This is a genomic window from Flammeovirga pacifica, from assembly GCF_000807855.2.
Taxonomy (GTDB): Bacteria; Bacteroidota; Bacteroidia; order Cytophagales; family Flammeovirgaceae; genus Flammeovirga; species Flammeovirga pacifica.
The window spans coordinates 1,294,331-1,320,424 of sequence record NZ_JRYR02000002.1; the positions used below are offsets into that span (position 1 = coordinate 1,294,331).

Annotated in this window: 18 protein-coding genes; 5 read left to right on the top strand and 13 right to left on the bottom strand. The window is 33.7% G+C overall.

Features of this window, described 5'->3' with window-relative positions; genetic code table 11:
* Window positions 1-186: 186 nt before the first annotated feature.
* Entirely contained in the window at window positions 187-4,164 is a 3,978-nt protein-coding gene (locus NH26_RS23745) for an Ig-like domain-containing protein (protein WP_158022028.1), read from the bottom strand.
* A gap of 260 nt (window positions 4,165-4,424) precedes the next feature.
* Window positions 4,425-6,692 carry a GH92 family glycosyl hydrolase gene (locus NH26_RS23750; RefSeq protein WP_052431694.1) on the bottom strand — a complete coding sequence of 756 codons (2,268 nt, stop codon included), beginning with the start codon at window positions 6,690-6,692 and terminating at the stop codon, window positions 4,425-4,427.
* Window positions 6,693-7,064: 372 nt separating this feature from the next.
* On the opposite strand from NH26_RS23750, the gene NH26_RS23755 reads away from it, so the two are divergent.
* Window positions 7,065-8,627 carry a sulfatase family protein gene (locus NH26_RS23755; protein WP_044217138.1) on the top strand — a complete coding sequence of 521 codons (1,563 nt, stop codon included), beginning with the start codon at window positions 7,065-7,067 and terminating at the stop codon, window positions 8,625-8,627.
* A gap of 48 nt (window positions 8,628-8,675) precedes the next feature.
* Here NH26_RS23755 and mog read toward each other — a convergent pair whose 3' ends face one another.
* Together mog and NH26_RS23765 are read right to left on the bottom strand one after the other, a co-directional pair.
* Window positions 8,676-9,209, bottom strand: a complete 534-nt coding sequence (gene mog / locus NH26_RS23760) for a molybdopterin adenylyltransferase (RefSeq protein WP_044217141.1) — start codon at window positions 9,207-9,209, stop codon at window positions 8,676-8,678.
* A 286-nt stretch (window positions 9,210-9,495) separates the two neighbouring features.
* Window positions 9,496-9,924, bottom strand: a complete 429-nt coding sequence (locus NH26_RS23765) for an RrF2 family transcriptional regulator (protein ID WP_044217143.1) — start codon at window positions 9,922-9,924, stop codon at window positions 9,496-9,498.
* A gap of 259 nt (window positions 9,925-10,183) precedes the next feature.
* Between NH26_RS23765 and NH26_RS23770 the strand changes: the two genes are divergently transcribed.
* Both NH26_RS23770 and NH26_RS25560 read left to right on the top strand, forming a co-directional pair.
* On the top strand, window positions 10,184-11,758 hold the full coding sequence (locus NH26_RS23770; RefSeq protein ID WP_044217144.1) for a PepSY-associated TM helix domain-containing protein: 1,575 nt from the start codon (window positions 10,184-10,186) through the stop codon (window positions 11,756-11,758).
* A 105-nt stretch (window positions 11,759-11,863) separates the two neighbouring features.
* Window positions 11,864-12,022 (top strand): hypothetical protein, encoded by a 159-nt coding sequence (locus NH26_RS25560; protein WP_158022029.1) that lies wholly within the window; start codon window positions 11,864-11,866, stop codon window positions 12,020-12,022.
* Between the two features lie 82 nt (window positions 12,023-12,104).
* On the opposite strand, the gene NH26_RS23775 is transcribed toward NH26_RS25560, so the two are convergent.
* Together NH26_RS23775 and NH26_RS23780 are read right to left on the bottom strand one after the other, a co-directional pair.
* Window positions 12,105-12,674, bottom strand: a complete 570-nt coding sequence (locus tag NH26_RS23775) for a tetratricopeptide repeat protein (protein ID WP_044217147.1) — start codon at window positions 12,672-12,674, stop codon at window positions 12,105-12,107.
* A gap of 276 nt (window positions 12,675-12,950) precedes the next feature.
* Complete coding sequence (locus tag NH26_RS23780) at window positions 12,951-13,328, bottom strand: hypothetical protein (RefSeq protein ID WP_044217149.1); 378 nt, start codon at window positions 13,326-13,328, stop codon at window positions 12,951-12,953.
* A gap of 215 nt (window positions 13,329-13,543) precedes the next feature.
* Between NH26_RS23780 and NH26_RS23785 the strand changes: the two genes are divergently transcribed.
* Window positions 13,544-15,481 carry an acetoacetate--CoA ligase gene (locus tag NH26_RS23785; protein WP_044217150.1) on the top strand — a complete coding sequence of 646 codons (1,938 nt, stop codon included), beginning with the start codon at window positions 13,544-13,546 and terminating at the stop codon, window positions 15,479-15,481.
* Window positions 15,482-15,621: 140 nt separating this feature from the next.
* On the opposite strand, the gene NH26_RS23790 is transcribed toward NH26_RS23785, so the two are convergent.
* The 7 genes from NH26_RS23790 to NH26_RS23820 form a co-directional block, all read right to left on the bottom strand.
* The gene (locus NH26_RS23790) at window positions 15,622-16,203 is read right to left on the bottom strand and encodes a hypothetical protein (RefSeq protein ID WP_139263281.1); all 582 of its coding nucleotides are present in this window, start codon (window positions 16,201-16,203) and stop codon (window positions 15,622-15,624) included.
* Between the two features lie 328 nt (window positions 16,204-16,531).
* Complete coding sequence (locus NH26_RS23795; protein WP_044217153.1) at window positions 16,532-17,851, bottom strand: PCMD domain-containing protein; 1,320 nt, start codon at window positions 17,849-17,851, stop codon at window positions 16,532-16,534.
* Window positions 17,852-17,855: 4 nt separating this feature from the next.
* Window positions 17,856-18,635 carry a hypothetical protein gene (locus NH26_RS23800; RefSeq protein WP_052431695.1) on the bottom strand — a complete coding sequence of 260 codons (780 nt, stop codon included), beginning with the start codon at window positions 18,633-18,635 and terminating at the stop codon, window positions 17,856-17,858.
* Between the two features lie 81 nt (window positions 18,636-18,716).
* Window positions 18,717-20,831 carry a DUF4493 domain-containing protein gene (locus NH26_RS23805; RefSeq protein ID WP_084812361.1) on the bottom strand — a complete coding sequence of 705 codons (2,115 nt, stop codon included), beginning with the start codon at window positions 20,829-20,831 and terminating at the stop codon, window positions 18,717-18,719.
* Entirely contained in the window at window positions 20,831-22,018 is a 1,188-nt protein-coding gene (locus NH26_RS23810; protein WP_084812362.1) for a DUF4493 domain-containing protein, read from the bottom strand. Before NH26_RS23810 ends, NH26_RS23805 begins: the two co-directional genes overlap by 1 nt.
* Window positions 22,019-22,025: 7 nt before the next feature.
* Window positions 22,026-24,134: a DUF4493 domain-containing protein gene (locus NH26_RS23815; protein WP_044217156.1), complete on the bottom strand. Its 2,109-nt coding sequence runs from the start codon at window positions 24,132-24,134 to the stop codon at window positions 22,026-22,028.
* A 255-nt stretch (window positions 24,135-24,389) separates the two neighbouring features.
* Window positions 24,390-24,956: a hypothetical protein gene (locus NH26_RS23820; protein WP_044217158.1), complete on the bottom strand. Its 567-nt coding sequence runs from the start codon at window positions 24,954-24,956 to the stop codon at window positions 24,390-24,392.
* 106 nt (window positions 24,957-25,062) lie between these two features.
* On the opposite strand from NH26_RS23820, the gene NH26_RS23825 reads away from it, so the two are divergent.
* Window positions 25,063-26,043 (top strand): helix-turn-helix domain-containing protein, encoded by a 981-nt coding sequence (locus tag NH26_RS23825; protein WP_044217160.1) that lies wholly within the window; start codon window positions 25,063-25,065, stop codon window positions 26,041-26,043.
* The last annotated feature ends 51 nt before the right edge of the window (window positions 26,044-26,094 follow it).

Below are 26,094 nucleotides of genomic sequence, written 5' to 3' on the forward strand. Positions count from 1 at the left end.
TTATTGATGTTTTGTATAAGAATAGGTGGTTATTAATTAAGTGTGATTATTAGTAATACATCAATAATTGATAGTAATGCAATATCTCTTGAATGTCACTTTTATTACTCTTGAAATCTATAATTTTTCTTCTGATTACTAAATTTAAATAAAAAAAGGTAAGACCTAAGCCTTACCTTTCTATGATTATTTGATAATTATCTTTTCTTTAAATCCTTGATTTTCAGACATTAATATATACATACCACTAGGTAAATTCAAGGAAAATGTATTTTCTCCTGCATTCCAACTTAATGTTGTGATTAATTCTCCTAAAGTAGAATATAACTGACCATTTCCGGCTTCTGGACTAATCACTTTAAATTGTCCGTTACTTGGGTTTGGTGCAATCGATACTTTTACCTCCTTAAAAGGAGTGCTTAGCCTAGCATTAGAACTCAGCTGTACTTGGTCTGATTCCACCCATACTGAACCTCCATTATTGTTCACTGCTTTTATTCTAAATTTATATTTCGCTCCTGAATTTAATCCAGTAATAGAAACAGAATTGGCATTTTGAGCTCCATCAGGCATACCTGAAGCTCGGAAACTATCTCCTTCTAATTGAGCTTGAATATCAAAGTAGTTTTCATTGTTAGAATTATCATTCCAATGTAGCGTAACAGATGTTGCTGAAGTCACCTCTGCCCATACACCACAAGCTGGGTTAGGCTTTCCCCCCGGCGATGTTGCTGAACAATCTCCATTTCCAGTTGGTGGAGCTGAAGCTGCAGTAACTGTCACATTAATTTGAGAAGTAAAACCACCATCAGCAGTTGTAACCGTAATTGTTGCATTACCATTAGTATTAGCTGTAACTACACCATTCGAATTCACAGAAGCAACGTTATTATTAGATGTACTATAGGATACACTTTTATTCGTAGCATTACTTGGTGAAACCGTTGCCGATAATTGATTGGTTTGCCCTTCTTCTAAGGATACATTATTTGGAGATAAACTAACTCCTGTTACACCAACAGTAGAAGAACCTCCTCCTAATGTCACTTCATCAGAAGCTACCCAAACAGAACCTCCATTGGTATTGACGGCCTTAATTCTAAATTTATATTTTGCATTCGCATTTAATCCTGTAATTAAAACAGAGGTGTCATTAGTACCGCCATCAGGCATACCTGAAGCTCTGTAAGAATCACCTGATAGTTGTGCTTGAATATCAAAATAATTCTCATTATCAGAATTATCATTCCAGTGCAATCTTGCAGAAGTACTGCTTACAGATTCTACCCAAACATTACACGGAGGGTTAGGTTTACCAGCTGAAGATGTCGCATCACAATCGCCATTTCCAGTAGGAGGAGTTGGCCCTGATCCACCATCACCATCTGATACTTCTGTTCCATTAATGAAAATTTTATCTAAATAGAACTTACTAATTCCGCCACCCCATCTTTCAATAATAATTTTATCAAAATTGGTCGGATCAAAAGAACCGCCTGATAGTGGTATAGAAATATCTGACCATGAATTAGAAGAGATTGTATTGTTTAATACATCTTGATACCCTCCGTCAGTACTTCCTATTTTAATATTGATATTATTAAGTGCACCTCCAATACCAAATACACTTAGGTTTAAGGTACCTCCAGAAACATTTAGACTAGAGAAATTAATCGTTAATGTATGGTCTGCACCGGGAGCTGCAGATTGATTTAAACCATCTACATAACGAGATTCTGTTCCTTCTATCGCTTGACCTGAACTATAAGAAGAAACCACATCACCTGTTCCTCCCCAAGTTAAACCATCCGCTTTAGCGGCATCACTAAATACAAAGAATTGGTTGGCATTAGGACTTTCCCATCCTTTTTCATCTATTGGAGGTAATGCATCTGCTTGACCACCGTTTAATTTTCTTGCAAAAATACCCGATCCTTGTGTTGCTACATAAAGTTTACTCCCTATCTTTTTAATCTGCTTTGTAGTAGAATAATGAAGGTCTGAAGTCCAATCTTGCCAATTCACACTTCCGTCATTTTGAACAGTACCTTTTACAATACCATACCCCCAACGAACATCTTCCCAAACATGGTAAGTAATATATATATCGTCATCATCTACAAACATGGCATTGGTCTGAATAATATGATGTGCGGGATCATACCACGATGGTTGATCTAAATAATTAAATAAATCTGCATCCCATAATACCGCTCCAGAGCCAAATTGAGTAGCGTTATTATCTGCTCTTACAATACCTTTGTAACGTTCATAGGTATACACATATTTATTACCGCCTTTATTCACAACGGCAACTCCTCCCCATTGTAAATTATTAGTCTGACCTGTCGAACGAGACATTTGTACCCAAGAGTAGTCACCATTTCCGGCTCTTGTTCCTTTATACACTCCTGAATTATCTTTATAATAAATTTCGTTTGTGTTGGCACTGTTTATTGAAAGACCTGCTCCTAATGTAGATCCTGTGTGTATTTTTCTAAAATAAGGTGCCCCTGTATTAATAAGACTAACTATATCATCACAAATATATAATCCTGTATGAGTGATTACATATAAACGTTTGTAATCGTTAGGGTCTGCATGAAACTGCCAAATTCTATTTTTAGGTAACCCTTTTTTATCCGCAGTAGAAGTACCAAAAGCTAATTTTTGCCAGTTGTGGTCTGGGTTATTCTTATCTAATACTTTATATAAAAGGTTTGAATTAGCCGCAGGGTTTCCTCCTCCGAATCCAGAAGCTGCATCCATTAATACAATTGCAGGATTACTAGGTATAACATGCACACCATGACCATCTTGAACACCAAAAGTTGTTCTTGTCTGCACCCATGATCCGCCATTATCCCAACTTTCTAACGCTAAATTATCTGCTTGACCTTGAATTAAATAATTATCTATACCTGCTACATCATACGTAAAAGTGGATGCAGTACCTCTACTTCTATAAAAATCTAATCCATTTTGAGTTTTCACGTAACCTGTACTTACTACACGCCAATCGGCATTACCTTTTGCAGCATCACCTGTATAATAAGATTGTTGAGATTGTGTAAATACTCCTCTTGTATAACCTGTGTTACTCCATGTTCCTGGGTAATATGCTTTATTACGATTATTAGTCACGTAATAGTTCCAACCAATATCATAATTAATTGCATTACTAGATCCATTATGATACATAATCACCTGAAAAGAAGCAGATGCATTATTTCCATTGATCGATATTTCTGCTTCAAATAGCCCTTCATTTGGGTTTTGATCTCTTTGACTTACTAATACATAGTGTTTAGATGAGTTATTATCTTGATAGACCAAAGGTTCCCACATATTATGGCTATCCCAAGCACCTTTTCCTAAGTCAATCCAAGTTCCAGTAGATAACTTTTGAGCAAAAAGTCTAGTGAAACCACCTTTTCTGTACAAAGCATACACCCATTGGCCGTCTTCTGTAAAGTCCGCTCCCCAACAGTATTGCTCATCAATACCAGATGGACCATTGACCTTATTCCAATTTCCCCCTTTATTAGTGGATTTGTATAAACCATCACTAGTAGCAATATAAACGTGGTTGCTATTTGAGGGAAGTACTTGAATACTCTGAACTCTTGGGTCTCCTGATTGGAAATTAGCCCATGAAGACGCATTCCAAGTAGTACCACCATCATGGCTATACCATAATTGTTTGGTATCTGTAGTAGTTTGTGGATAATGGCTTAAGTGCCCATCATTTCCTCTCCAATTTATACCTGCATAGATATTATTTGAATTAGAAGGATCCACTTCTATTACCCCGATTGCTTTATCGGTAGTTTCTGGTACTAAAGTATAAGAGCTCCCTTTATTTGTACTCTTACTTAATCCTTTAGCATGTCCTACATAGAACTTATTTCCTCTACCCTCTACTTTTAATATAAAGGCAGTAGGTAAATCTTTACCAGACCAATTCCAATTCGTACCATAATCATTCGAATAGTAGAACCCTTCCATGTCTGAAGCAACAAACATTCTACCCGGAGTTGAAGGATCACAAGAAACGCCTTGTACTCTACCTCCTGCACCTGGGTTTAGTTGTTGCCAATCTTGTGCGTTTAGTGAAATACTCCAAAGAAGTAAGACACTTAAAAAGTTAATGTAATATTTCATAAAATTCATACTGGTGTTGTGTATTATAACAAGTGTAAATTTCACGTTACATTAGCATTAGACTCTTTAAATTTTAAGAAATAAAGAAATTACTAAAAATGATCTGACTAGACAAAATACAGAATAACATTGTTTACGATGCTTAATTAAGGGTTTTAACTAGATTTATCTCATCAGAATAAAAAATGCCATAAACTTTAAAATAAAAAAAGGTAGAAAACTTAAGTCTTCTACCTCTTAAAAAATATGCTGTATTTTAATTATTCTACTACTGCAGCTAACTCCGTTTGGAAAGTAAGCGTACCAGAATTAACTAATTCATCATGGGTAATACTAAATCCTTTTACTTTTTCTCCTGTATTTCCTTTTGTTACAGAATTAAAGTACTCACCATCACCGCTTTTATTCAAAGTGATTGTTTTTCCTTCGTACACATAATCATCTAAATGTAAAGTCACATTATTGAACTTAGGAGTTGTAAACTGATAAACAGGAATACCTGGTGCATCAGGGAAGATACCTAGTTGTGTCATGACTAACCATGCAGACATTGTTCCTGCATCATCATTACCTGGTATACCTACAGAAGCGTTTTTAAAGTATTTTTCTGACTCTTGTTTCGTATACTTTTGTGTATAATGATGTTTATTATCAAGATAATTGAATAAATAAGGGAAAGTAATATCTGGCTCGTTTGATAAATCAAAATGTCCTTCATCAAACATAGCTTTTAGGTTAGTAAAGAATTTTTCTTCACCCATTAGTTCTTTCAACTCATTCATAGCATGAGGCACAAAGAAACGGTATTGCCAAGCAGTACCCTCACAATATCCTTTACCTCCACTACCTTTCCAACGAATATCATAATGTCTATCCAAAGGATTAAAAGGTTCCATCCATTCTCCTGCTTTTGTTTTTGGGCGGAAAAACGCTGTGGATGGATCGTATAACTTCTTAAATGACATACTTTGATCGTACATCTTTTTCGCTATCTCATCTTTACCTAAAGCTTCTGCAAACTTAGAAATGGTATAATCAGCAAAGTTATATTCTAATGTTGTAGATACTGGACCCCATACAATTCCGTTATGGAAGGTAAAATCTTTTGGATCTCCACCTCTATCATCTATTGGGCAATATCCCAATTCTAAATAATTTTTGATACCAGGTCTTAATGGATTATTCTCTTTTGTTGTTGCTCCTTTCAGCATTGCTTCCAAAGCTAAATCAGTATCGATATCCGTAATTCCTTTTAAATAAGTATCTACAATAACAGGAACAGCAGGATCTCCAACCATTACCCAAGATTCATTACCATACAACTCCCATTTTGGCAACCATCCCGATTCTCTATACATCTCAAGCATGGTCACAGTCATATCTCTTTGTTCTTTAGGATATAATAGTGCATTCATTGGGTGTACAGAACGATAAGTATCCCACAAAGAATAAGCAGAATATCTAGTGTATCCTTCTGCTTTACCAACACCCTCTTTTTGCATCAAAGGGTATTCTCCATTCACATCACTAATGATATGAGGCATGATGATAGAGTGATACAATGCAGTATAAAAAATGGTTTTATCTACTACATCCGCATCAGCAATATCTACCTTAGAAAGTTGTTTTTTCCATTCTGCTTTTGCTGCTAATTTGATATCTTCAAAGGCTAAATCTTTTTGTTCTGTTAGTAAATTTAACTTTGCATTTTCTGCAGAAACAAATGATAAACCAACTTGAACGTCTAGGTTATTTTGCTTACCATCAAAAGAAAAAGCAACACCAATATCACTTCCTTTAGCCGATGTATTGGCTACTTCTTTTTGATCTTTAAATACCTTTACTGCGTTAGGAGTCGATTGTACTTTCAATGCAAAATAGATCTTTGCTACTCCCTCACAATCACAGAATTCTCCATCTAATTGATAACCTGTAACTGTTCCGTCCTCTTCCACTTTAATCTCACCACCTTTCATATGACTCATTTGAGAAGCAAGGTCGATGTAAAGGTTTGTCTTTTTAACTTCAGGATTAAAAGTAAATTGATAGCGAGCAGTTCTTTTTGTCGCAGTCATTTCAGCTCTTAATTTATGCTTGTCTAAAACAACACTATAATATCCTGGCTTAGATACTTCAGAATTGTAAGACGACTTAAAACTATCTGAAGATAAATCTAGATCTCCTGTAGAAAGTTTTAAAGGAATGCTACCTCCACCTGGGCAACCCACTCCTGAAAGATTAATAGAACTAAAACCGTAGATAAATGGATCACCGTATTCATATGTTGCCGGTGTACCTGCTCTTAATCTAAAGTCTTTTGTCTGAGGATTTGGAGAGGCCATACCCCAAGGTAATACAGCTCCAGGGTAAGTATTCCCTTTATTAGATGTACCAATAAAAGCATTCACATAATCTGTTACGCTTTCTGATTCCACTTCTTGTTGAGCGGTTGGATATTGAGAACAGGCCGACCCTATGACTGCCACACCCAATATCATTGATAATAGTTTTTTCTTAAATATTTTCATCCTTTCTACTTTATCATATCAAAAAATATCAAATAGTTATTCTTCCTTTTAGGATTTGATAAAAACGAATATAGAAGACATGAAAATGGAATCGGTCATGATTCATTAATTCAAAGAAAAAGGGTGAATTTCATAGATTCCGAAGGAAATCATTTCAATAAATTATGGATTTCCTTTTCTCTTGATTTATAAAAAAACAGTTTTTCATTAACGCTAGGCTAGTTTTTTTAGCACAAAAAAGACTTAGAAATTATTTTTAAGATCCAAAACAACAAATGCTTCTCACCTCTCCTTTTATTAATTTTTATAAAAAAGTAGCTATATAAAAAGGGGAATACCTAAATTCCAACATCACAAAATTTTTGAAATAAAATGAAATTAAACTTACTCCTTCCCTTTATATTTACCATTCTTATTTTTGGCTGTAATAAAAAGGAAACTTCACAAAAACGGCCTAATATTCTATTCATCATGTCTGATGATCATGCCTACCAAGCGATAAGTGCTTATGGCTCAAAATTAATCCAAACTCCTAATATTGATCGACTAGCTGATGAAGGTGTATTGTTTACTAATGCTTGTGTTACCAATTCTATTTGTGCTCCTTCTAGAGCGACAATACTAACTGGTAAGCATACTCATATCAATGGAAAAATGGATAACATACATCCTTTTGATACCACACAAATGACCTTTCCTCAGATATTCCAAAAAGCAGGTTACGAAACGGCAATGTACGGTAAACTACATTTCGGGAATAACCCAAAAGGATTCGATGATTTTATGATATTACCTGATCAAGGAAATTATATTAACCCAGATTTCATTACCCCACAAGGGGATACTACATTAATGGGGTACGTTACCGATGTAATTACTGATCTTACGCTTGGTTGGTTAAAAGATAAAAGAGATACTGATAAACCTTTTATGATGATGTATTGGCACAAGGCTCCGCATAGACCTTGGTGGCCAAGGGCAGATAAATTCAAAAAATACTCACAAATGACTTTTCCTGAGCCTGCTACTCTTTTTGATGATTATGCGAATAGAGGGACAGCGGCCAAAAGTGCAGAAATGAACATACTTACCCACATGACCTATAATCATGATAGTAAAATAAGACCTGAGACATTACAGAAAATGGGAGGTGTAACACCTCATATCGAAAATTACAAAGATGGGTTTTACTATCCGTACAATAGAGCATCGGCAGAACAAAAAGCATTATACGGCCCTGTGGTAGATAGTATTAACCAATACTTTGAGGAAAATTGGCCTTCAATGACCAATGAAGAAAAGATGAAATGGAAATATCAGCGATACATGCAAGATTATTTAGGTTGTATTGAATCTGTGGATGAAAACGTGGGTAGAGTTTTAGATTATTTAGATGAAAGTGGATTGGCAGAAAACACTATAGTGATCTACACTTCAGACCAAGGTTTTTATTTGGGTGAACATGGTTGGTTTGATAAACGTTTTATTTATGATGAATCATTTAAAACACCTTTAATTATAAGATGGCCTAATGAGTTTCAAAAAGGAGTAGTTAAAGACGAAATGGTTCAAAACTTAGATTATGCTCAGACATTATTAGAAGCCGCTCAAATAGAAGCACCTTCTGATATGCAAGGAGAGAGTATGATTCCTCTTTTGACTGGTAATGATCAACAATGGACAAGAGATGCCGTGTATTATCATTATTATGCTTATCCATCCATTCATATGGTAAAGAAACATTACGGTATCGTCAAAAAAGACTTCAAATTAGTTCATTTTTATGATGATGTTGATGAATGGGAATTATATGATCGTTACAAAGATCCTCAAGAAATGAGTAGTGTTTATCATGACCCTGCCTATACAGAAGTTGTAGAAACATTAAAAGAAGAACTGAAAGGATTAAGAAAAAAGTATAAAGTAGTCCAATAACAAAAAGCCTGTAAAGAGTTTTCATTCTTCTCTTTACAGGCTTTTCTTCTAATTTTTAGGTCTAAAAACCTTCATTTCTTCAGGTTTAGTTTCTATATATGCCCCATCAATTAAATCGATACAATAAGGAATAGCTGGAAAAACAGCTTCCAAACATTCTTTAATTGATTTAGGTTTTCCGGGTAGATTTACGATTAAAGAATTACCTCTAATTCCTGCAGTCTGACGAGAAAGTATTGCAGTAGGTACATATTGTAAACTCACCTGTCGCATTTGTTCTCCAAATCCAGGAAGCATTTTATGACAAACAGCTTCTGTAGCCTCAGGAGTAACATCTCTTATTGCAGGACCAGTTCCTCCTGTTGTCACTATTAAACTACATCCTTTCATGGCCATTTTAATTAGCTCATCTTCTAGTTGATCTTGCTCATCGGGTACAATCGCATAGACTTCTTCCCATGGGCAGGCCAACCAAAGGTTCATTAATCGTCTTACCTCTTTACCAGGCAAGTCTTCATATTCTCCTTTACTAGCTCTGTCAGAAACATTAATAATACCTATTTTTAGTGCTTTGTTATTCATGTTTATTGGATGTATTGATTGTTTGAGTAACCAAATCAATCTACAAAAAATCAATTATCCAAATTCTACTAAAAAGAAGTAATAAATTCTCTCGTAACACCGTCTACATTAAAGTGTTGATACTAATATAGTCTAAAGGTATAATTTAAGGATTGATCAAACGGGTAGGTTTGCTGTACTTTTAAATCTGAGCCACTAAAAGTTGTTTACTTTATTATATAAGTCAAAAAAAGCATCATCAAATAAATTTATATTTTTGATGATGTCCTAAGAATGAATAGTATCCTTACACTAAAAATGCTTCTCCGTTATCTACACCTTTAGCCAAATCTAATATGGTTGTTTCAGACAACATTTTATTCAAATCCTTTTTAATTCCTTTAAAATGAGAATGTAAAGGACAAGGCTTCTCATCCGAACAATGTTCAAACCCTAGACCGCAACTGGTCATAAGATTATCTCCATCAATAGATTCCACAATTTTATATAATGTTATGTCCAGTTGATTTTCTAACATATAGAACCCTCCTTTTGGGCCTTTAGCAGATTCTATAAGCCCGACTTTCTTCATTTGCTGTAAGATTTTAGCAATAAAAGGCTCAGGTACTTTGGTATGCTCCGCAATATCTCTGCTTCCTACTCTAAGTCCTTCTTCAGTTTTTTGAGTTATATATACCATGGCTCTAATGCCATATGTGCATGCTTTTGATAACATCGGGGTAGTGAGTTTTAATTTTAATACTCAAAGATAAATTAACTAATCACCTTAAAAGGTAATAAAATTCACCTCTTATAGATGATTGATCAAAATTAACAAAAACAAACCACACTTATACAAGACCTTTTTGTCTTTTATTTATAATTAAGTAATTTTGATACAAATAAGGTTGTCTCCTTTTAAATAGACACTTGATAAACCATAATAATTACGGGGTGAACTTCTTTCATCATTTTGTGACCTCCTTTTATGTAAAATGAAAAGAAGTAAAAGACTATATCACTTCTCAAAAAAATGGCATAAATACATTGGTATTAGTATTTCTCTTATCTTAATATGGATGAGTGTATCTGGTATTCTATTAAACCACATTGACCTTTGTGCACCATTTAATGTATCTAAAACTTGGTTGCCTTCTGACTATCTCCCTCAACATTGGAATAGAGGTATGATTCGAGATGCAGCCTACATAGGTACAGATACGGTTCTAGTTGGAGGAAATGCAGGATTATGGATAAGTACAGATAAGGGACAAACATTTAACTCCTGGAATGATTTTGAAAGTTATTCGTATTACAGAAAAATAAATAGTCTATTTTATTATCAAGAAAGCCAACAAGTACTTCTCTCATGTTATGGAGGTTTATATGTGATCGATCTTCATCAAAAAACATCAAAAAGGATTGAACTACCCTCTGAATATAGAGAAAAAGTAGTAAAAAGCATCCCTTATAAAGAGCATCTGATAGTGGTTACCGAAAATCATGTTTTCAAAGGAAACCTCTCTTCTTTATCAAATTTTGAAGATTTAGCAATATCAAAAGATCAGATGACGGATTATAACCTCATCTCCTATACTTTTGCTTTACATAGTGGGTGGTTATGGGGTTTACCCGGAAAAATTGTCTATGATATCATTTCACTCTTGCTCATCTTTTTAAGTGTTACGGCTTTATATATCACCTTTAGGAAAAAGAAAAAACCATCTAATATAGACAAGAAAAAGAAAGTCAATAAATGGATGGGTTGGATGATAAAAAACCATACAAACATAGGTGTTTATGTCTCTCTATTTTTACTCATAATTGGAGGTACAGGCTTTTTTATGAGACCACCTGCCTTAGTTGCGTTAGTAGATGGGCAGGTTCCATTAAAATATGTTCCTAATGGATTAATTCAAAACCAATGGTATCATAGTATAAGAAATGCTACTATCAATACCGACACAGATGAGCTTATTTTAGATACTAAAGAAGGGGTCTACAAAGGTGATTTGAAACATAATGCAATATTTACCAAACAAGATTGGGCAGTCAATATTTTTGTAATGGGAGCAACAGTATTAGATTACAAAGGGGAAGGCCACTACCTTGTTGGTTCTTTTTATGGGCTTTTTGATTATAAAGAAGGGGATGATTTCTCCTATGATATTATATATGGCAAAGGTGTAGAAAAATATAACGGTATGGAAAGGCCAGCTGATTATATGGTAATGGGTTATTTTAAATCACCTGATGGAATTCACTTTATTTCTACTTTTCAACATGGCTTATTATCCATTTTTAAAACTACAGAAGAGTCTATTTACGCAATGCCCCAAAGTTTGATAGATCAATATCACATTCCATTATGGAATTATATGTTTGAGCTACATAACGGCAGATTATTCAATTTTTTATTTGGTAAAATCGGAATACTATTTATTCCCATTTTATCACTTTTATTCCTATTTATCACCTTCAGTGGAGTCCATGAATATCTTTATCGAAAAAGACAAAAGATTAAAAAAACCTGTACGAAATGGTACCAATCCTTATTCAGAAAAGGATAAACTACTTAATAATTTTTATTTATTTAACAACTTCAAACAAAGCTAACATGTTGTTTTTAAAGCCGTTGTAATAGTTATAATTAATAAATTAAAACTCTCATTGTCATGAAAGATATCATCGAAATATTAAAAGGATTTTTAGCTGTATTTATTGGTTTGGTTATAGTTTTTGGAACTGTATCTGTACTATTGCCTAAAGACCATAATAAAATTGCTGATGTACCTCAAACGCATGTTTATGTCGGACAAGATCTTCAAAAATAGAATTCAAAAAAAAGATATATATAAAAAATCCCATCCAGAACAGATGGGATTTTTTGCGTTTAAATTTTGAACTGGAATTGAATTAAGAATCAAAATTGATCCATTTCTCTTTATAGAGTTCAATATCAGTATCTTCTAATAATTGTGTAAACGTTTCTATTAATTGGCTATTGGGATATTGATGTAATACTGATTCAATCATGTATTTTACACTATCCTCTTTATGGATAAGTTTTAGATACAATATATAATCAATGGCTTTTTGTTCGTCAGAAACTATGTATTCTCTTGCCGCTTGATAGGATAAGAAATAATGCTCGTATGCTAAATCCGTTTTTTCTTTTTTTTCTAATAATACACCCTTCAAAAAATAAGCAGTTTGCCTACTTATATTATTCTCTAGCATAAGATCAAGAGTTTTATCTAGTTCATCATAATTCTTTAGTTCGATTAAAAGAGTTACTTTTTCATTATATGGTAACACCGAATCAGGATAAGTATTTATGCTTTTATCTAAAACTTGAATACATTTCTCGTATTCTGCATTTTCATAAAGGGTTAATGCAGAATTTAATAATTGATGATATTCATCTTTGTCTTCCACACATGAAGTCAGCATAAATAACCCAAAAATAAATCTGAGGTATTTCATTTGATTAAAAGGAGTTTTTAGCTATTTATAATATAGTATAAACATTAATTGAGAGTATGGTAACAAATGTATTGTATTCTCAATAGGTATAGAATAGTACAGTGTTAATAAGAATTTATTGATGACATCAATCAACCAAAGTAGGGATACCTTGATGATTAAGACATGTAACAACATACAATTCAGATGAAAGACCAAAATGGTAAACCTGTAAAATAACAAAGGGTAGTGTAATAATATAAATTACACTACCCTTTATTTTGATAAGGAAATCAGTTAAAAGAAACACCAATTAAAGCCCTTTTTCTGAGCATTTTTAATTGTATTCTCGTCATAAGAATTGTATTGATCTGCCTTGTATACTTTGTACTTTCCGCATTTTCCAAGAAATTCCCATTCCTTAGCTGCAGAAGATTTGATCATAGAAAGAGCCTCTTTTTCTGTTGACACACCTCTAAAGATAACCTGCATTGGGCCTACACCCATCCAATAATCGTATTCATCTTGCCATGTTATCATGTAAAGTCGTCCGTCTCCTAGAACCTTTTTTCTGTCTTCATCATCCTCTGAAGGAGGGGTTACAAAACCCATTAATGAAAAGCCTAGAATAAAAAGAAATAAGTAGTGAAGTAGAAGTTTGTTAGAATCTTGCATTAAAAAATTTGTCTAGTTCATGAAATGTGACTCAAAATTAAATAAGTGTATTTCAAATGTCAACTTTATTTTGATTAATTCTTAAATCATTTGTTTTTTTTTGTCATACAATGCTTTTTAGCAGTTTTTAAACTGTTTAATTAGTTACTTCTTTACTTTTAATTAATTATATTAGGTTTACTTAAACACAATAAACACATACACTACACGCTCAAATGCAACCACTTTGGACCGCTACAAACCAAAAGATTGAAAGTACACAGATATATCAATTTTTTCAATCATTTATTGGTAACCAACCTTACGATTATCATTTACTCCATCAAAAATCTGTAGACGCATCAGAAGATTTTTGGTCTTTAATATGGAGTTTCTGTAAGGTGTTAGGAGAGAAAGGTCAACCTCCTTTTATTCTTGAATCTAATCATATCTCTAAAACTAAATGGTTTCCAGAGGCAACTTTAAACTTTGCAGAAAACCTTCTAAAAAGACGGGATAACAAAATTGCTATTGTTAGCCGCTTAGAAAATGGAGAAAGAAGAGAGATCACTTATGGTAACTTATACAAAGAAGTGGCTCGTCTTTCTTATCAAATGAGAAAAGATGGAATCTCTAAAGGAGACCGTGTGGCTGGGTTTGTTCCCAATTGTATTGAAGCTATCATTGGAATGTTAGCAACAAGCAGTATTGGTGCTATTTGGACTTCCTGTTCACCCGATTTCGGACTTCAAGGCGTACTCGATCGTTTTGGTCAAGTAGCTCCTAAAATGATATTTACTGCCAATGCTTATTCGTACAATGGTAAGAAACATGGCTGTTTAGAAAAAGTACATCAGCTTGCTGAAAATATTTCATCTATAGAAAAAATTATTGTCTTTGATTTTATCGAATACAACGTGTCTTTAGAAGATATTATTCATGCTGTTAGATGGCATGATTACGTAGATAATACTGCTCAGGAGGTAGAATTTGAACAAGTAGAATTTAATCATCCCTTATACATCATGTATAGTAGCGGTACTACAGGACAACCAAAATGTATTGTTCACAGAACCGGAGGTGTACTTCTTGAACATCTTAAAGAACACCGTTTACATGTAGATTTATCAGAAAACGATGTCTTTTTTTATTATTCTACTTGCGGATGGATGATGTGGAATTGGCAAGTAAGCGGCCTCGCCTCAGGTTGTACCTTATTACTTGTAGATGGGAGTCCATTTTATCCCTCTCCACATTATCTGATTGATTTAATTGATGAAGAAGAAATAAGTATTTTTGGGGTAAGTGCCAAATACATTAGTGCGTTAGAAAAAGCTGAAATCTACCCGATGCAAACGCATCAACTAAAGAAATTAAGGTCTATTCATTCTACGGGATCTCCTTTATCTATCGAGAGTTTTCATTACTTATATAATAGTTTTAAGAAGGATGTAATCGTCAGTTCAATCTCTGGAGGTACAGACCTTATTGGTGCTTTTGCGTCTGGAAACCCTACTGTAAATGTCTACCCTGGAGAGTTACAATGTAAAGGTTTAGGATTTGATTTAGATGTTTTAAATGATGAAGGACAACCTATCACTGAAGAAAAAGGTGAACTTGTTTGTAAAAATGCTTTCCCAACAATGCCTCTATATTTTTGGAATGATGAGGAGAATAAAAGGTATCATTCTGCGTATTATTCTAGATATGAAAACATATGGGCACAAGGCGATTTTGCTGAAATAACTTCTCATAAAGGAATGATTATTTACGGACGTTCTGACGCTGTTTTAAACCCTGGTGGTGTAAGAATTGGTACTGCAGAAATTTACCGTCAAGTGATGAAGGTGGAGAGTATCAAGGAATGTATTGCGGTTGGTCAAGAATGGAAAGATGACTGTAGAGTGATCTTGTTTGTGGTAATGAAAGAAGGATATTCACTTTCAAATTCTATCCAAGAAGAGATCAGGAATATGATAAAAACCAATGCTACCGCTCGACATGTACCTTCAAAGGTGATCGAAGTAAACGATATTCCTAAAACAAGAAGTGGTAAGATTGTAGAGATTGCCGTTAGAAACGTTATTCATGGTTTACCAGTAAAAAATACAGATGCACTTCAAAACCCTGAAGCGCTTAAAGAATATGAAAACCTAATGGAATTAAAGAAGTAAAAAAAGAATCCCCCAAAGTAATCATACTATTGGGGGATTGTAGCAATTAAGATAATTTAGGTTGACATACCATAATAGTAGTCGCACTGAGAATATTAAAAATTTTCGTTTTCATTCTATATTTTATCACAAAAGAATCTTTATTTCTTAGACCAATTGATCGATTTATTAATCATCCAAAGAAAGCCCACTTCACCCGTTACGGTGACTGCTGCTTCCATACCCACTTTCCAACCTTTATTTCCAACCGCATAATAGACATCTATCCAAGCATTACTCCTATCCCATTCTTTCATCACATCATAAGTACTTGTAAAGCCCACTGTATAATTAAACCTATTATTGGTTTGAATATCAACCCCACTTACAAAGCCAATATTATCCCATCGGTTCAAGTCTTTCCTTATCGTTAAATAGGGCATCAATTTACTGGTCAATTGATAACCATAACCTAATGAGACAGAATAATTTCCTTTCATTACTTGATTGTGGACATCTGAATCTGGATTCATTGCGTACATCCAATCATTCACACCAAAACGGACATTTAAAAAATGTCTCGAACTGCTTCTACCTAATTGTTGCCATGCTGAAAATTCTACTGAATTATCCCAGCCCGCTAATTGTAAAACGGTAACTTGAGCTTTTAATTCCTGCACACTTCCTAAAAATAAAAAAGTTAGTAATGAAATTTTAATAGCACTCGTAATTCTTATTTTCATATAATATAAAGATTTGTTCATTCGATTGAATAATACGGCAAATAATAAATAATAGTTGTTGTAGTGTTGTGAATGAATGCGAAGAAATATAGGGTATTCTTTATTACAAAAAGGGGATACTATGTTAATCACATAAATTAATTGTTCTGTATTTTTCTTTTACTTTAATAGATATTGTTTTGTTTATCAGATACATAAAAGACAACCTTGAAGTAAAACTTTCTTTATTAGGATAGTAGAGACGAATAAAACTTTGCGAAAAAAAAAGCACAAGAAAGTAACTTTATAAAAGAAACTTTCTTGTGCTTAATTACTTATTTTAGAGGAATTAATAATTTAATTCAATTCCTTTCACTTTCAATTTCGATCCTATGCCACCATTAAAATTGGCTCCATCTGCTGAAGAAGCAAAAACTATAATGATATGAGTCGGATTAGCCGTTTCGTCTTCATAAAAACCATTTTCTGGCATTTCTTCATTACTTGTACTTGGCATCATGAACGACTCTAATGAAGAATGATTACCATACAACATTGGGATATCTAATGTTGTAAAATCACTCATATTTTCATCAGATCTAAACCAACCAGTCGCTAAACGATAACGTTTCTCATTTTCACCGCTTCCTTCTCTTACTTGCAAAATCACATAGATATCACATTTATCCATAAGGTTATCCCCATATGATTTTGGAGTATAATCAACTTCCGTAGTAAATGAAATCGGACGATCTGTAAATGGAATACCAAAGTCAGTTTTCACATCGGCAAGTCCACTACCTTGAATATCGCCAACAAATAATGAACCTGCGGCAATTACACCAACGGCTGTTTTTGTTTCTAAAACTGCATATTCAGGAGCATCCATAGATGGATAAGGTAAAACCGTTTGAGGATAAGTTTTAATAGTCAAATCTGCTGCTCCTTTATCTCCAGACCTCCAAATATTCTCGCTTAAAGATTGTCCCGGAAGGTAAAAAGATTTGTTTCCTGTACCTTCTTGGAACCATGTTTGAAAATCTGAATACGGTACCTGATCTCCTTCAATTACATCTCCATCATGAATTACTGTAACGGTCCAATTGATTTCATCATTAAATGTAAAAACCACTGGAGCGGTAAAATCATGAGTTTCTGAAGGATTCGGACTCACTGTTGCAGTTGATGGTAAGTATTCAAAAGTTGAAACTGATAGATCTGATAAGTCTGTACCTGCAGGCATAGTTACTCTTATGGCTTTACTACCTTCACTTATATCTGTACTTATTTGTCCTTCAATTTCAAAGTGAGTGATATTGACATCTTCACTTGCTGTTTCTACAAATACTTCCCAATAATACTCTTGATACGTATCAATTTTAAAAACTACTTTTTGAGAAAAATCTTTCACTTCTAGTGGATTCGGAGCTACTACTGCTCCTTCTGTTATCGCAATACTATCTACAGTTAGATTGGTTAAATCATACCCAGTAGGAACACGAACAATCACAGTTTGATCTTCTTGAGAAATAAGAGATGTCCCTATTTGTCCTTCAACAGAAAAATGTAAAAACTCACCAAAAATAGTTGGATAAGGAATATCATTTTCAATACATGAAGTAACTAAAAACAATACTGTAATAACGGTTAATTTATATATATATTTCATTGATTTATAGGTAGAATGCTAAGCCAATATTTAATGAGAAAATGTCGATATTAAAGTTGGCCTTATTAATTCTTCTATCGCCCTCTTCTACTTGATTTTCTGTTTGTTTGATCCACTTATTCGAGAATCCTAGTACACCAATAGATACTTCCAATGCAACCATATCGTTGATGAAAGCAACCATACCTGGAGCTACTCCAATATTAAACTCATTGATTACAGAATACACTCCGTGGGTATCTGCAGGGGTACTTCCCACGGTCATTTCTTTTGATTGACCATAGCCGTAAGATAATCGTACTTCATTAAATAAGCCGAATCGTGTACTGTTACCTAAAGGGATGTAGTTTCTAATAAAAAAGGTAGAATAAAAAGTATGAGACAATTGATGTGCACCATTGATATCAAACGTCAAATCATCGTCGATCACAATACTCATCTGATCGATATCAAGGTTACTTCTTTTGTAAGTAAAACGACCACCGATGGCAAAGTTATCCTTAAGGAAATAAGCGAAAAAAGGACTCACTTGGAAATTGTAACCTTGTCCCGTCCAATCTTCTGCCAAAAGAAATTTGTAGTTATTGTTTTGGTGCTCAGAATAATTAAAAGTAGAACCTACTAACCACTGACCTTTGGGGATAAAAGTCCTGTTTTCGATACCACGATTAAACATCTCACTCCTTTTCACTTTTTCATCCTGAACGTCTTCTTGGGCGTACCCTTTGTGATAAAAGCTAATGAGTAAAAGTACACTAAGCACTCTTAGTAATTTAAAATTCATTGTTGGTTTAAATTTGATTTAATTGTTGGTTGTAGATATCAAAAAGGGGAGTTGAATCTCAATCTCCCCTCTTATGATCATTTATTTTTCGTATGCTATATTTACATTTTTGATATCGAAGACCGTTCCCTTAGCTGCAGAAGACTTATCTGCTCCATGTGCAGAAGAAGAAAATACAACTAATAAGTGAGTAGGCTTCGCTGTTAGATCAGGATAGAATCCTTCTTCTGGGTTTTCTACAAAGTTCTTTTTTGGTAGCATAAAATCGCTTAACGATGCATCATTACCATAGACAATATCTAGGTTTACAGGTGTCCAAGTAGTCTTTTCTACATCAGACCTTAACCATGCTGTAGCCAATCGGTAACGTTTATTTCCTTCCCTTACTTGTAAAATTAGATAGGCATCTAGCTCATCCATTTTGTTATCATACATCAAAGGGCTGTATTGATAATCAAAGCTAAATTTAGTAGGTCTTGATTCGAAAGGAATACCAAAATCAATCACTACGTTACTTAATCCACTTCCTTGAATATCACCTAAAAATAAAGAACCTGCTGCTTTAAAACCTAAAGCCTCATTAGTTTCTAATCGTGCAAACTCTGGGTTTTCCATCGTTGGCATCGGTAGTACCGTCTTCATGTATTGTGAAAAAGTAAGATCTGCCGCTCCTTTATCGCCCGATCTCCACGGAGAATCCGATAGGCTATTGCCAGGCAATCTGTAATAGTTATTACCTGATCCTACTTGAAACCAAGTAGCAAAATCTAAATAAGGTACTGTCTTGGCTTCCTCTGTGGTAAATAACAGAATATCGCCGAAAATAGCTTCAGAACGATAGGCCCTAAATTCATAGTCCGTACTTTGTTCTAATCCAATTACTTGAGCAGAATATTTGCTATCACTTTGTACAGTAACATCTTGAACGATTGTCCAATCTGTAGTACCTACTTTTCTATATTGAAAAGCTAGTGTACTTTCTTCTCCAGCATTGTACTCTCCATAGAAATAAGCAAATTTTGCCCATGCATCTACAGATAATGTTCTCGCCATTTCTCCAAGAGGGATAACTCGTAACGGTGTTACTGATGAATAACTAATTCCATCTTTATTCGATGCTTTCCAATGTACAGTATGCGTCAAAGGTTTTGAGTTGATTAGGGGTAATTTTTTAGTAAGATCAGATAGATTGACAAGGATCTCATTACCATGGTTGGAAACAACAACGCCTAATATTGTTAATATCTGTAATTGCTCTTCAGTTGGATGTAATACATCAAATGATTTTGGCAAACCTTGATCTGTAAAGAATGAACTCTCCGATTCCCATATAATTGATGACAATTCTACAGAAGCATCCACTTTTAAAGTCAACTCCATACCTTCACCGCATTCAATGTTAGGAGGATTATCAAAATCAAATTGTTCACTCGTAATTACAGGAATATGAGTAGGGTTCACTGGCATTTCAAAATGCCACTCTTTATTATTGGTTGTTTCATCTACGGTAATATTTATACTTGATGAACCACCTACACCATCCAAATCAAAGACAACATGATAGTGTTCTCTTGGTTGAATATTTTCTATCAGCATACTTCTAGAAAACTCATTCCCTTTATGGTTAACTACATGAATTGTAAAATGTAATGTAGAATCTTGAGTAATACCAAAATACCCTGCCCTAGCTTCCTCTTTTGCAAAATGTAAGCTTCCTTCTTCTGTGGCTACATCTACCGAGAAATCTTTAAAACCTTGCTTAATAAAATCTGTATAGCCAATGGTTACCTTTACATTTGCTTGAGAACACACTACATGAATAGTCTGATGTTGATTTCCTTTGATTGAAAATGTAGTTTCTCCTACATAAATAGGTTGATCAAAAGATGCGGCAATTTCTTGTTCAGAAGCTACTTTTATAGAATACTGTGCTTCTCTTAATGACAATGATTCTGGCATATCGCTGAATCTATCAAAATGGTGAACAATATCTCCTTTTAAATTAAAAATGGTTATAGAATAATCATCCACACTTTTTCGTGCAGAAGAGTTTAATTCTTCGATCACACCGTTTCTGCTCACCTCTAGAGAGAGTGTTCCCGAAATAAAGTTGGTTTCGTCTTTTTTAGTGCATCCCCACATTATAAAGACGGTAAGCCATAGCCATAAGGCTTGTGTTATCTTTCCTATCTTCATTATGGAATTACATTTATAGTTAACGTTTTCACTTCTTCTTTACCATAATTATCTATTAAAGTCACATGGAATTTATGAATTTCGTCTGTACCCAACATGGTCAATAATGGCATAAACTGAGTAAGGTCGAAATCTATTGCTTTTTGATTTTTAATAGGTGTGTCTCCAATAAAACCTAATGCTTTTAGACTTTGTCCTAATTCTGATTCAGGATCTACATTAGCAATATCAAATTTGGCAACAAGACCAACACTTTCTAATTCTTCTGGCGTCAATACATCAGATTCTATTTCAATAATTAAATAATCGATGCCATTTCCAGCTTCAATATTTAAAACTACATCTGGTTCATTTCCACTTGATATTTCTAAAGGCTGATCAATATCAAACCCATCACCAATAATGCTTACAATTGCATCAGGATCTAAATCTTCGTTAGGAATTTCAATATCGATTTCTTTATCATTAGTAGAATCATCAATTTCTATTGAAATACTACCATCTCCTATTTGTGGAGAAAATACAATTTTATGATAATCTCTTGCTGCAACATCTTCAATTTTAAAAGTCTTGGAAAACTCCTGTCCGTCTAAAGTTTTCACAAACATTTCTAGTGACAATGGATTGACTTTAAAATAACCTGGTCGTGATTCAGACTTAAGAAAATCTAAGCTACCTGATGTCATTCCGTTTGAAATTACCACATGATAATCCTCAAAATAATTATCAAAAGCAGCGTCATAAGAAACACTTACTTTCATGTTAGATAAAGTACAAATAACATCCACATCAATTGTTTCACCAGAAACTACTTCGAATGTTTTTACACCTTCATAATAAGGCGCTTCGAAAGCCGCATTTTCTTGTTTCAGATTTGAGATGGCCATAATGGTATATGTCCCCACCTTAAGATCAAGACGACTTGGCATATCGGTATACTTTTCAAAATATTTGACTAATACCCCATTTTCATTTCGTACTTCAACACAAAAATCACTTAAATCCATTGAAGAATTTGTTCTTGCATAAGTCACTGGATAAAGGGAATCATCGCCCTCTATCTTAAGAACAACTTCTCCCATTTTATAAGCTACATTTTTATCCTCCGGGTGAAGCATTGAACATGAAAATAAGAATGCCAATAAAAAGTACCCGATAAAGTATTTGTAAGTATTTTTAATATTCATTGTTGCTCTATTTATATTCTAAAGTAAGTTGATCTACCCACAGTTCACTACCTAGATGTTTGTTGTCTCTAGGTTCTGTTTCTAATTCATCTTTTGATTTTGTGGTAGATTTAATATTGATCGTTAAGTGTGTGGCTTTCAACGGATGCGTATACTCCAATGATAAACTAAATGGAGTGTAAGTACCGGTATTATCACCATTTATAAATTCTTGATGATCAAGAATCGTTACATTACCTCCATCCCTATTTTCTACAGAGATTTCAATAATAAATTGATCCGATTGATAAGGTTGATATTTATAAAAACCATTAAAAGTAACAGGTCTAGACCCGAATGGAATTCCGTAAGTTCTAGTTTCAGCTTCAGAGGAAGCTATATAATTATAAGTCCCTAAGAATAATTCAGCCGCAGCTCTTTTCTTCACAACACTTGAACCTCCTGCATTAGTATTGCCATATCCGTAACCTACCGTGTATAATTTTGCAGCATAATTGCCCGACTTACTCGAACCATCCCTTAAAGTGGAGGATAATGAATTATAAGATTGTGTAAAACTTCCTCTATGTTCTGTCGTTTTTTCATTCACTGTAGCCCAAGGCGATCCAGTTGTTGCTTCCCAAGGGTGATGTTTGATCACTTCTTTAGCAAAGAATCCTGAACTTGCTACTTTTTCTAAAGCCCAATCTTCAAAATCACTATTTGGAATAGGCAAAGCAGCCTCTGTATTCACCGCTATTGCTGATGATTCGTTTAAGTTTTGAACTGCCTTAAACTCATAAGCCACATCATCTTTCAAACCAGTAACCTGATAGGTAAGATCATTATCATTAATCACGTTCGGAGTGGTATTTTTTAACCAGACATCCCCTGCTTTTTCTTTATACCATAAAGCCACAAAATCAGGGTTTCCTTTTTCAACTTGTACATGTATGGTCCCTGAATAAGACCAAATTTCTTCTTCATTGATTTCCGTATGCAAAACTGCAGGGGCTACCTCCAAATGTATAAACCTTTCTACTTGAGGATGGAAATAATCTTCTATCAAAAAGGAGATTTGATATTCTTTAATTTGATTTTTATCCGCAGAAAAATATTTCAATCCATCAGTTAAATCTATACTTGCTGATGTACTTCCCAAGATCATATCAGAATAAAGAATTCCTTTCTCCTGAAGGAATTCTTTATCTTCTGATGATAAATCACAAAAGTTGATTGTTTCGGGCCATCCTTTTTTAATCATATCAGGATCTTCAATTTTCATGATTAGCTGAATAAGACCTGCGGGTACATCAAAAGACAATAATAAAGGAGCGGTATTCCCTTCTATTATCTGAATGGGTTGTTGTAAATCAACATCAGAATCCATCTCTGGATGGTCTATCTCTAACCAATCCTGCGGTATTGTAAATTGGATTTCTTTATATTCTGTTGATTCATCAACTTCAATATCAATAGAAGATTCTCCTTCTTGAGTATTGAATCTGAAAATAAAGTGATCTTTAGGCAGCACTTCATCTACTTGGTACGTAAACAAGACCTTATCTTGTCCTTCCTCATTTTTATTGTAGACTGTTACCGTTATTTTGTCTGCCGTAAAAAAACCACTTCTTGTTTCCTCATTATTAAATTCAAGTGATCCACTAGAATTTTGAATAACAGCATAAGCATGAGGAAAAACTTCTGTAAATGCATCGGTAAATAAAGTAGAGACTTTAACATTAGACAAGCCACAGATTACTTTTACTTTTGTATTACTTAAATCATTAACAGAAAATGAATTTTCTCCCTCATAGGTTGGGGCTTCAAAAGCTGCTTCTTTCATTTGAGAGGAAAATGCCCTCACTTTATAGGACCCTACAGTTAAATAAATCTTTTCATCCATCTCTTCATACCTATCAAAAGAACGTATTATTTCATTTTGATCGTCGAGAATTTGAATTGTAAAGTTGTTGATAGAGAAATTTGATACATGTCTTTGACTACTCACATTTTCCTGAGCAATTGATAATGATACAGAACCCTCACGACTGTTAAGCCATTCTGTTTTTGTACAGGAAAAAATAAAAATAAGTAAGCCAAAAAGACACACTACTTTTTGGTTAATTTTCATCATAAAATAAGAATCTTTCGATTCGATTTACATCAAAAAAAAGGGGATTTATTAGTATTGATTAGGTTTATAATCCCTGTTGATGTTAGGTTTGATTGATAAGTAATTGATTTTATATTCTATTCAAAATTAAATGATTGCTTTATATTTCACTACCAACTAATATTTTATTAACAAAAAAAAGCACACTCACAAATGTAAGTGTACTTTCAAAATAAATAATTTAACGACGGTGAGGAGAACCGCCAATTATCTGCATTAACTATTTTCTACATTTTGTTCCGCTTTAGCCTTTTCTTTTAGGGCTTTCACGTATGCTTTTCTTTCTTTCTTTAGTTCTTTCCATTCTTTCCCTCTAACACAGTATTCGTAATCAACACTTTTCATGGTACCTACTGCTTGTGACCAAGGCAAAGGCGTAACTAATAGGAACCAAGGATTTACTAAAACTCCGATAGTACCTGCACCTACTGCAAAAGTTTGTGAGGTCCTCGATTTTTTATGTCTTTTTGTATTGTAATATTTTAGTACATCATCATCTAAATCTTGAATCTTAGCATATTCTTCCATAAAATCTGCTGTTTTATCGTAAGTTTCTAAAGATTCATATCGAACGTAAGCTATATCAGTTTTTAATATTTCAAATCTTTCCTTTTTTCTATAATAGATAATGGTATTTTCGTCAGATTCTTTTTTTCCTTTTTTCCACTCTGATTTAGTTATTGACACCACTTCTCCATTATTAAGGTGGATGTTAATATTGTCTGCCTCAGTAGGAATAGAAATAGCAGAAATTATCGATTGTGCGATGATAGCAATTGGCATAACTTAATGTATTTTGTTCTATTTGTAATTTGATAATGCAATATCATCGTTTTTTTTGCGTATTTTTGGTTACAAATAACCTATTTTTGGTCAAAAAACACATTTCATGAATTCTCCTATCATAATAAAAGTAAAAGGTAAATCAACCTCGTTAAATACCCTAGAACAAATTACAAGTAAGCTTGAGAATAAGAAGATAGAAGGTAAAAAGTTACATTATGAAGATGGGGACTATTATTTATATTCTGAAATATACGATGATTTACAACATTTTGAATTGGGTGTGACTAGTTCAAAGCTTGATTTTGATGTTATATTAGAAGAAGAAGAGGCCGATGATAAAATATTAATTCTTCGATTTTCGAAAGAATTAATACAACATGATCAAGAAAATGATCAAATTAAAGTCACCAATAAAAAGTCTTCTGGTGCAATGTTATTTTTTAATAATTACCAACTCAAAACATTGGTTCCAAAAGAACAAAAATTTCACCTTATCAATATCAGAATTCGTCTTAATGAAGTAAACAAAATCACACGCAATAGATTCCCTGAGTTTGTGGAGGCAATGACCCAAAACAAACCTATCTTCTTCTATGAGTTATTAACGGCTGAAATGGAAGAACTAATAGAAAAAATATTTCAGGTACAGAATAATGAATTGGGTAGAATCGGTTTAAGTTTAGGTTATGGGATACAATTATTCACCCTATTTTTTATGCAATTAGAAAATCGTTGGAAAGGGAGTCAAGCTAAAACTTTATCCGTAGACACTCAGCTTATGTTGAGAATCCGAGATTATCTTATTGAACAAATTGATAAAAAGATAAGTATTGAGGAAGTTTGTGAACATTTTGGAGTAAGTCCTCAAAAATTAAGGAATCATTTTCGTTCTGCTTTTGGCTTTCCTCCCCATCAATTTGTTCAACATTATAGAATTATCCATGCAAAAAAGATGTTGGCAGACCCTCAATATTCTTTAACTGATATTGCTTATGCTTTAGGTTACGCCAATCCTAATCACTTTTCGAAATCATTTAAAAAAGATGTCGGAATATCTCCTAAGAAATATAGGAAGTCTATATAAAACGATAACCCTAGTACAAAAACTAGGGCTAATGATAGCATTGAAATCATC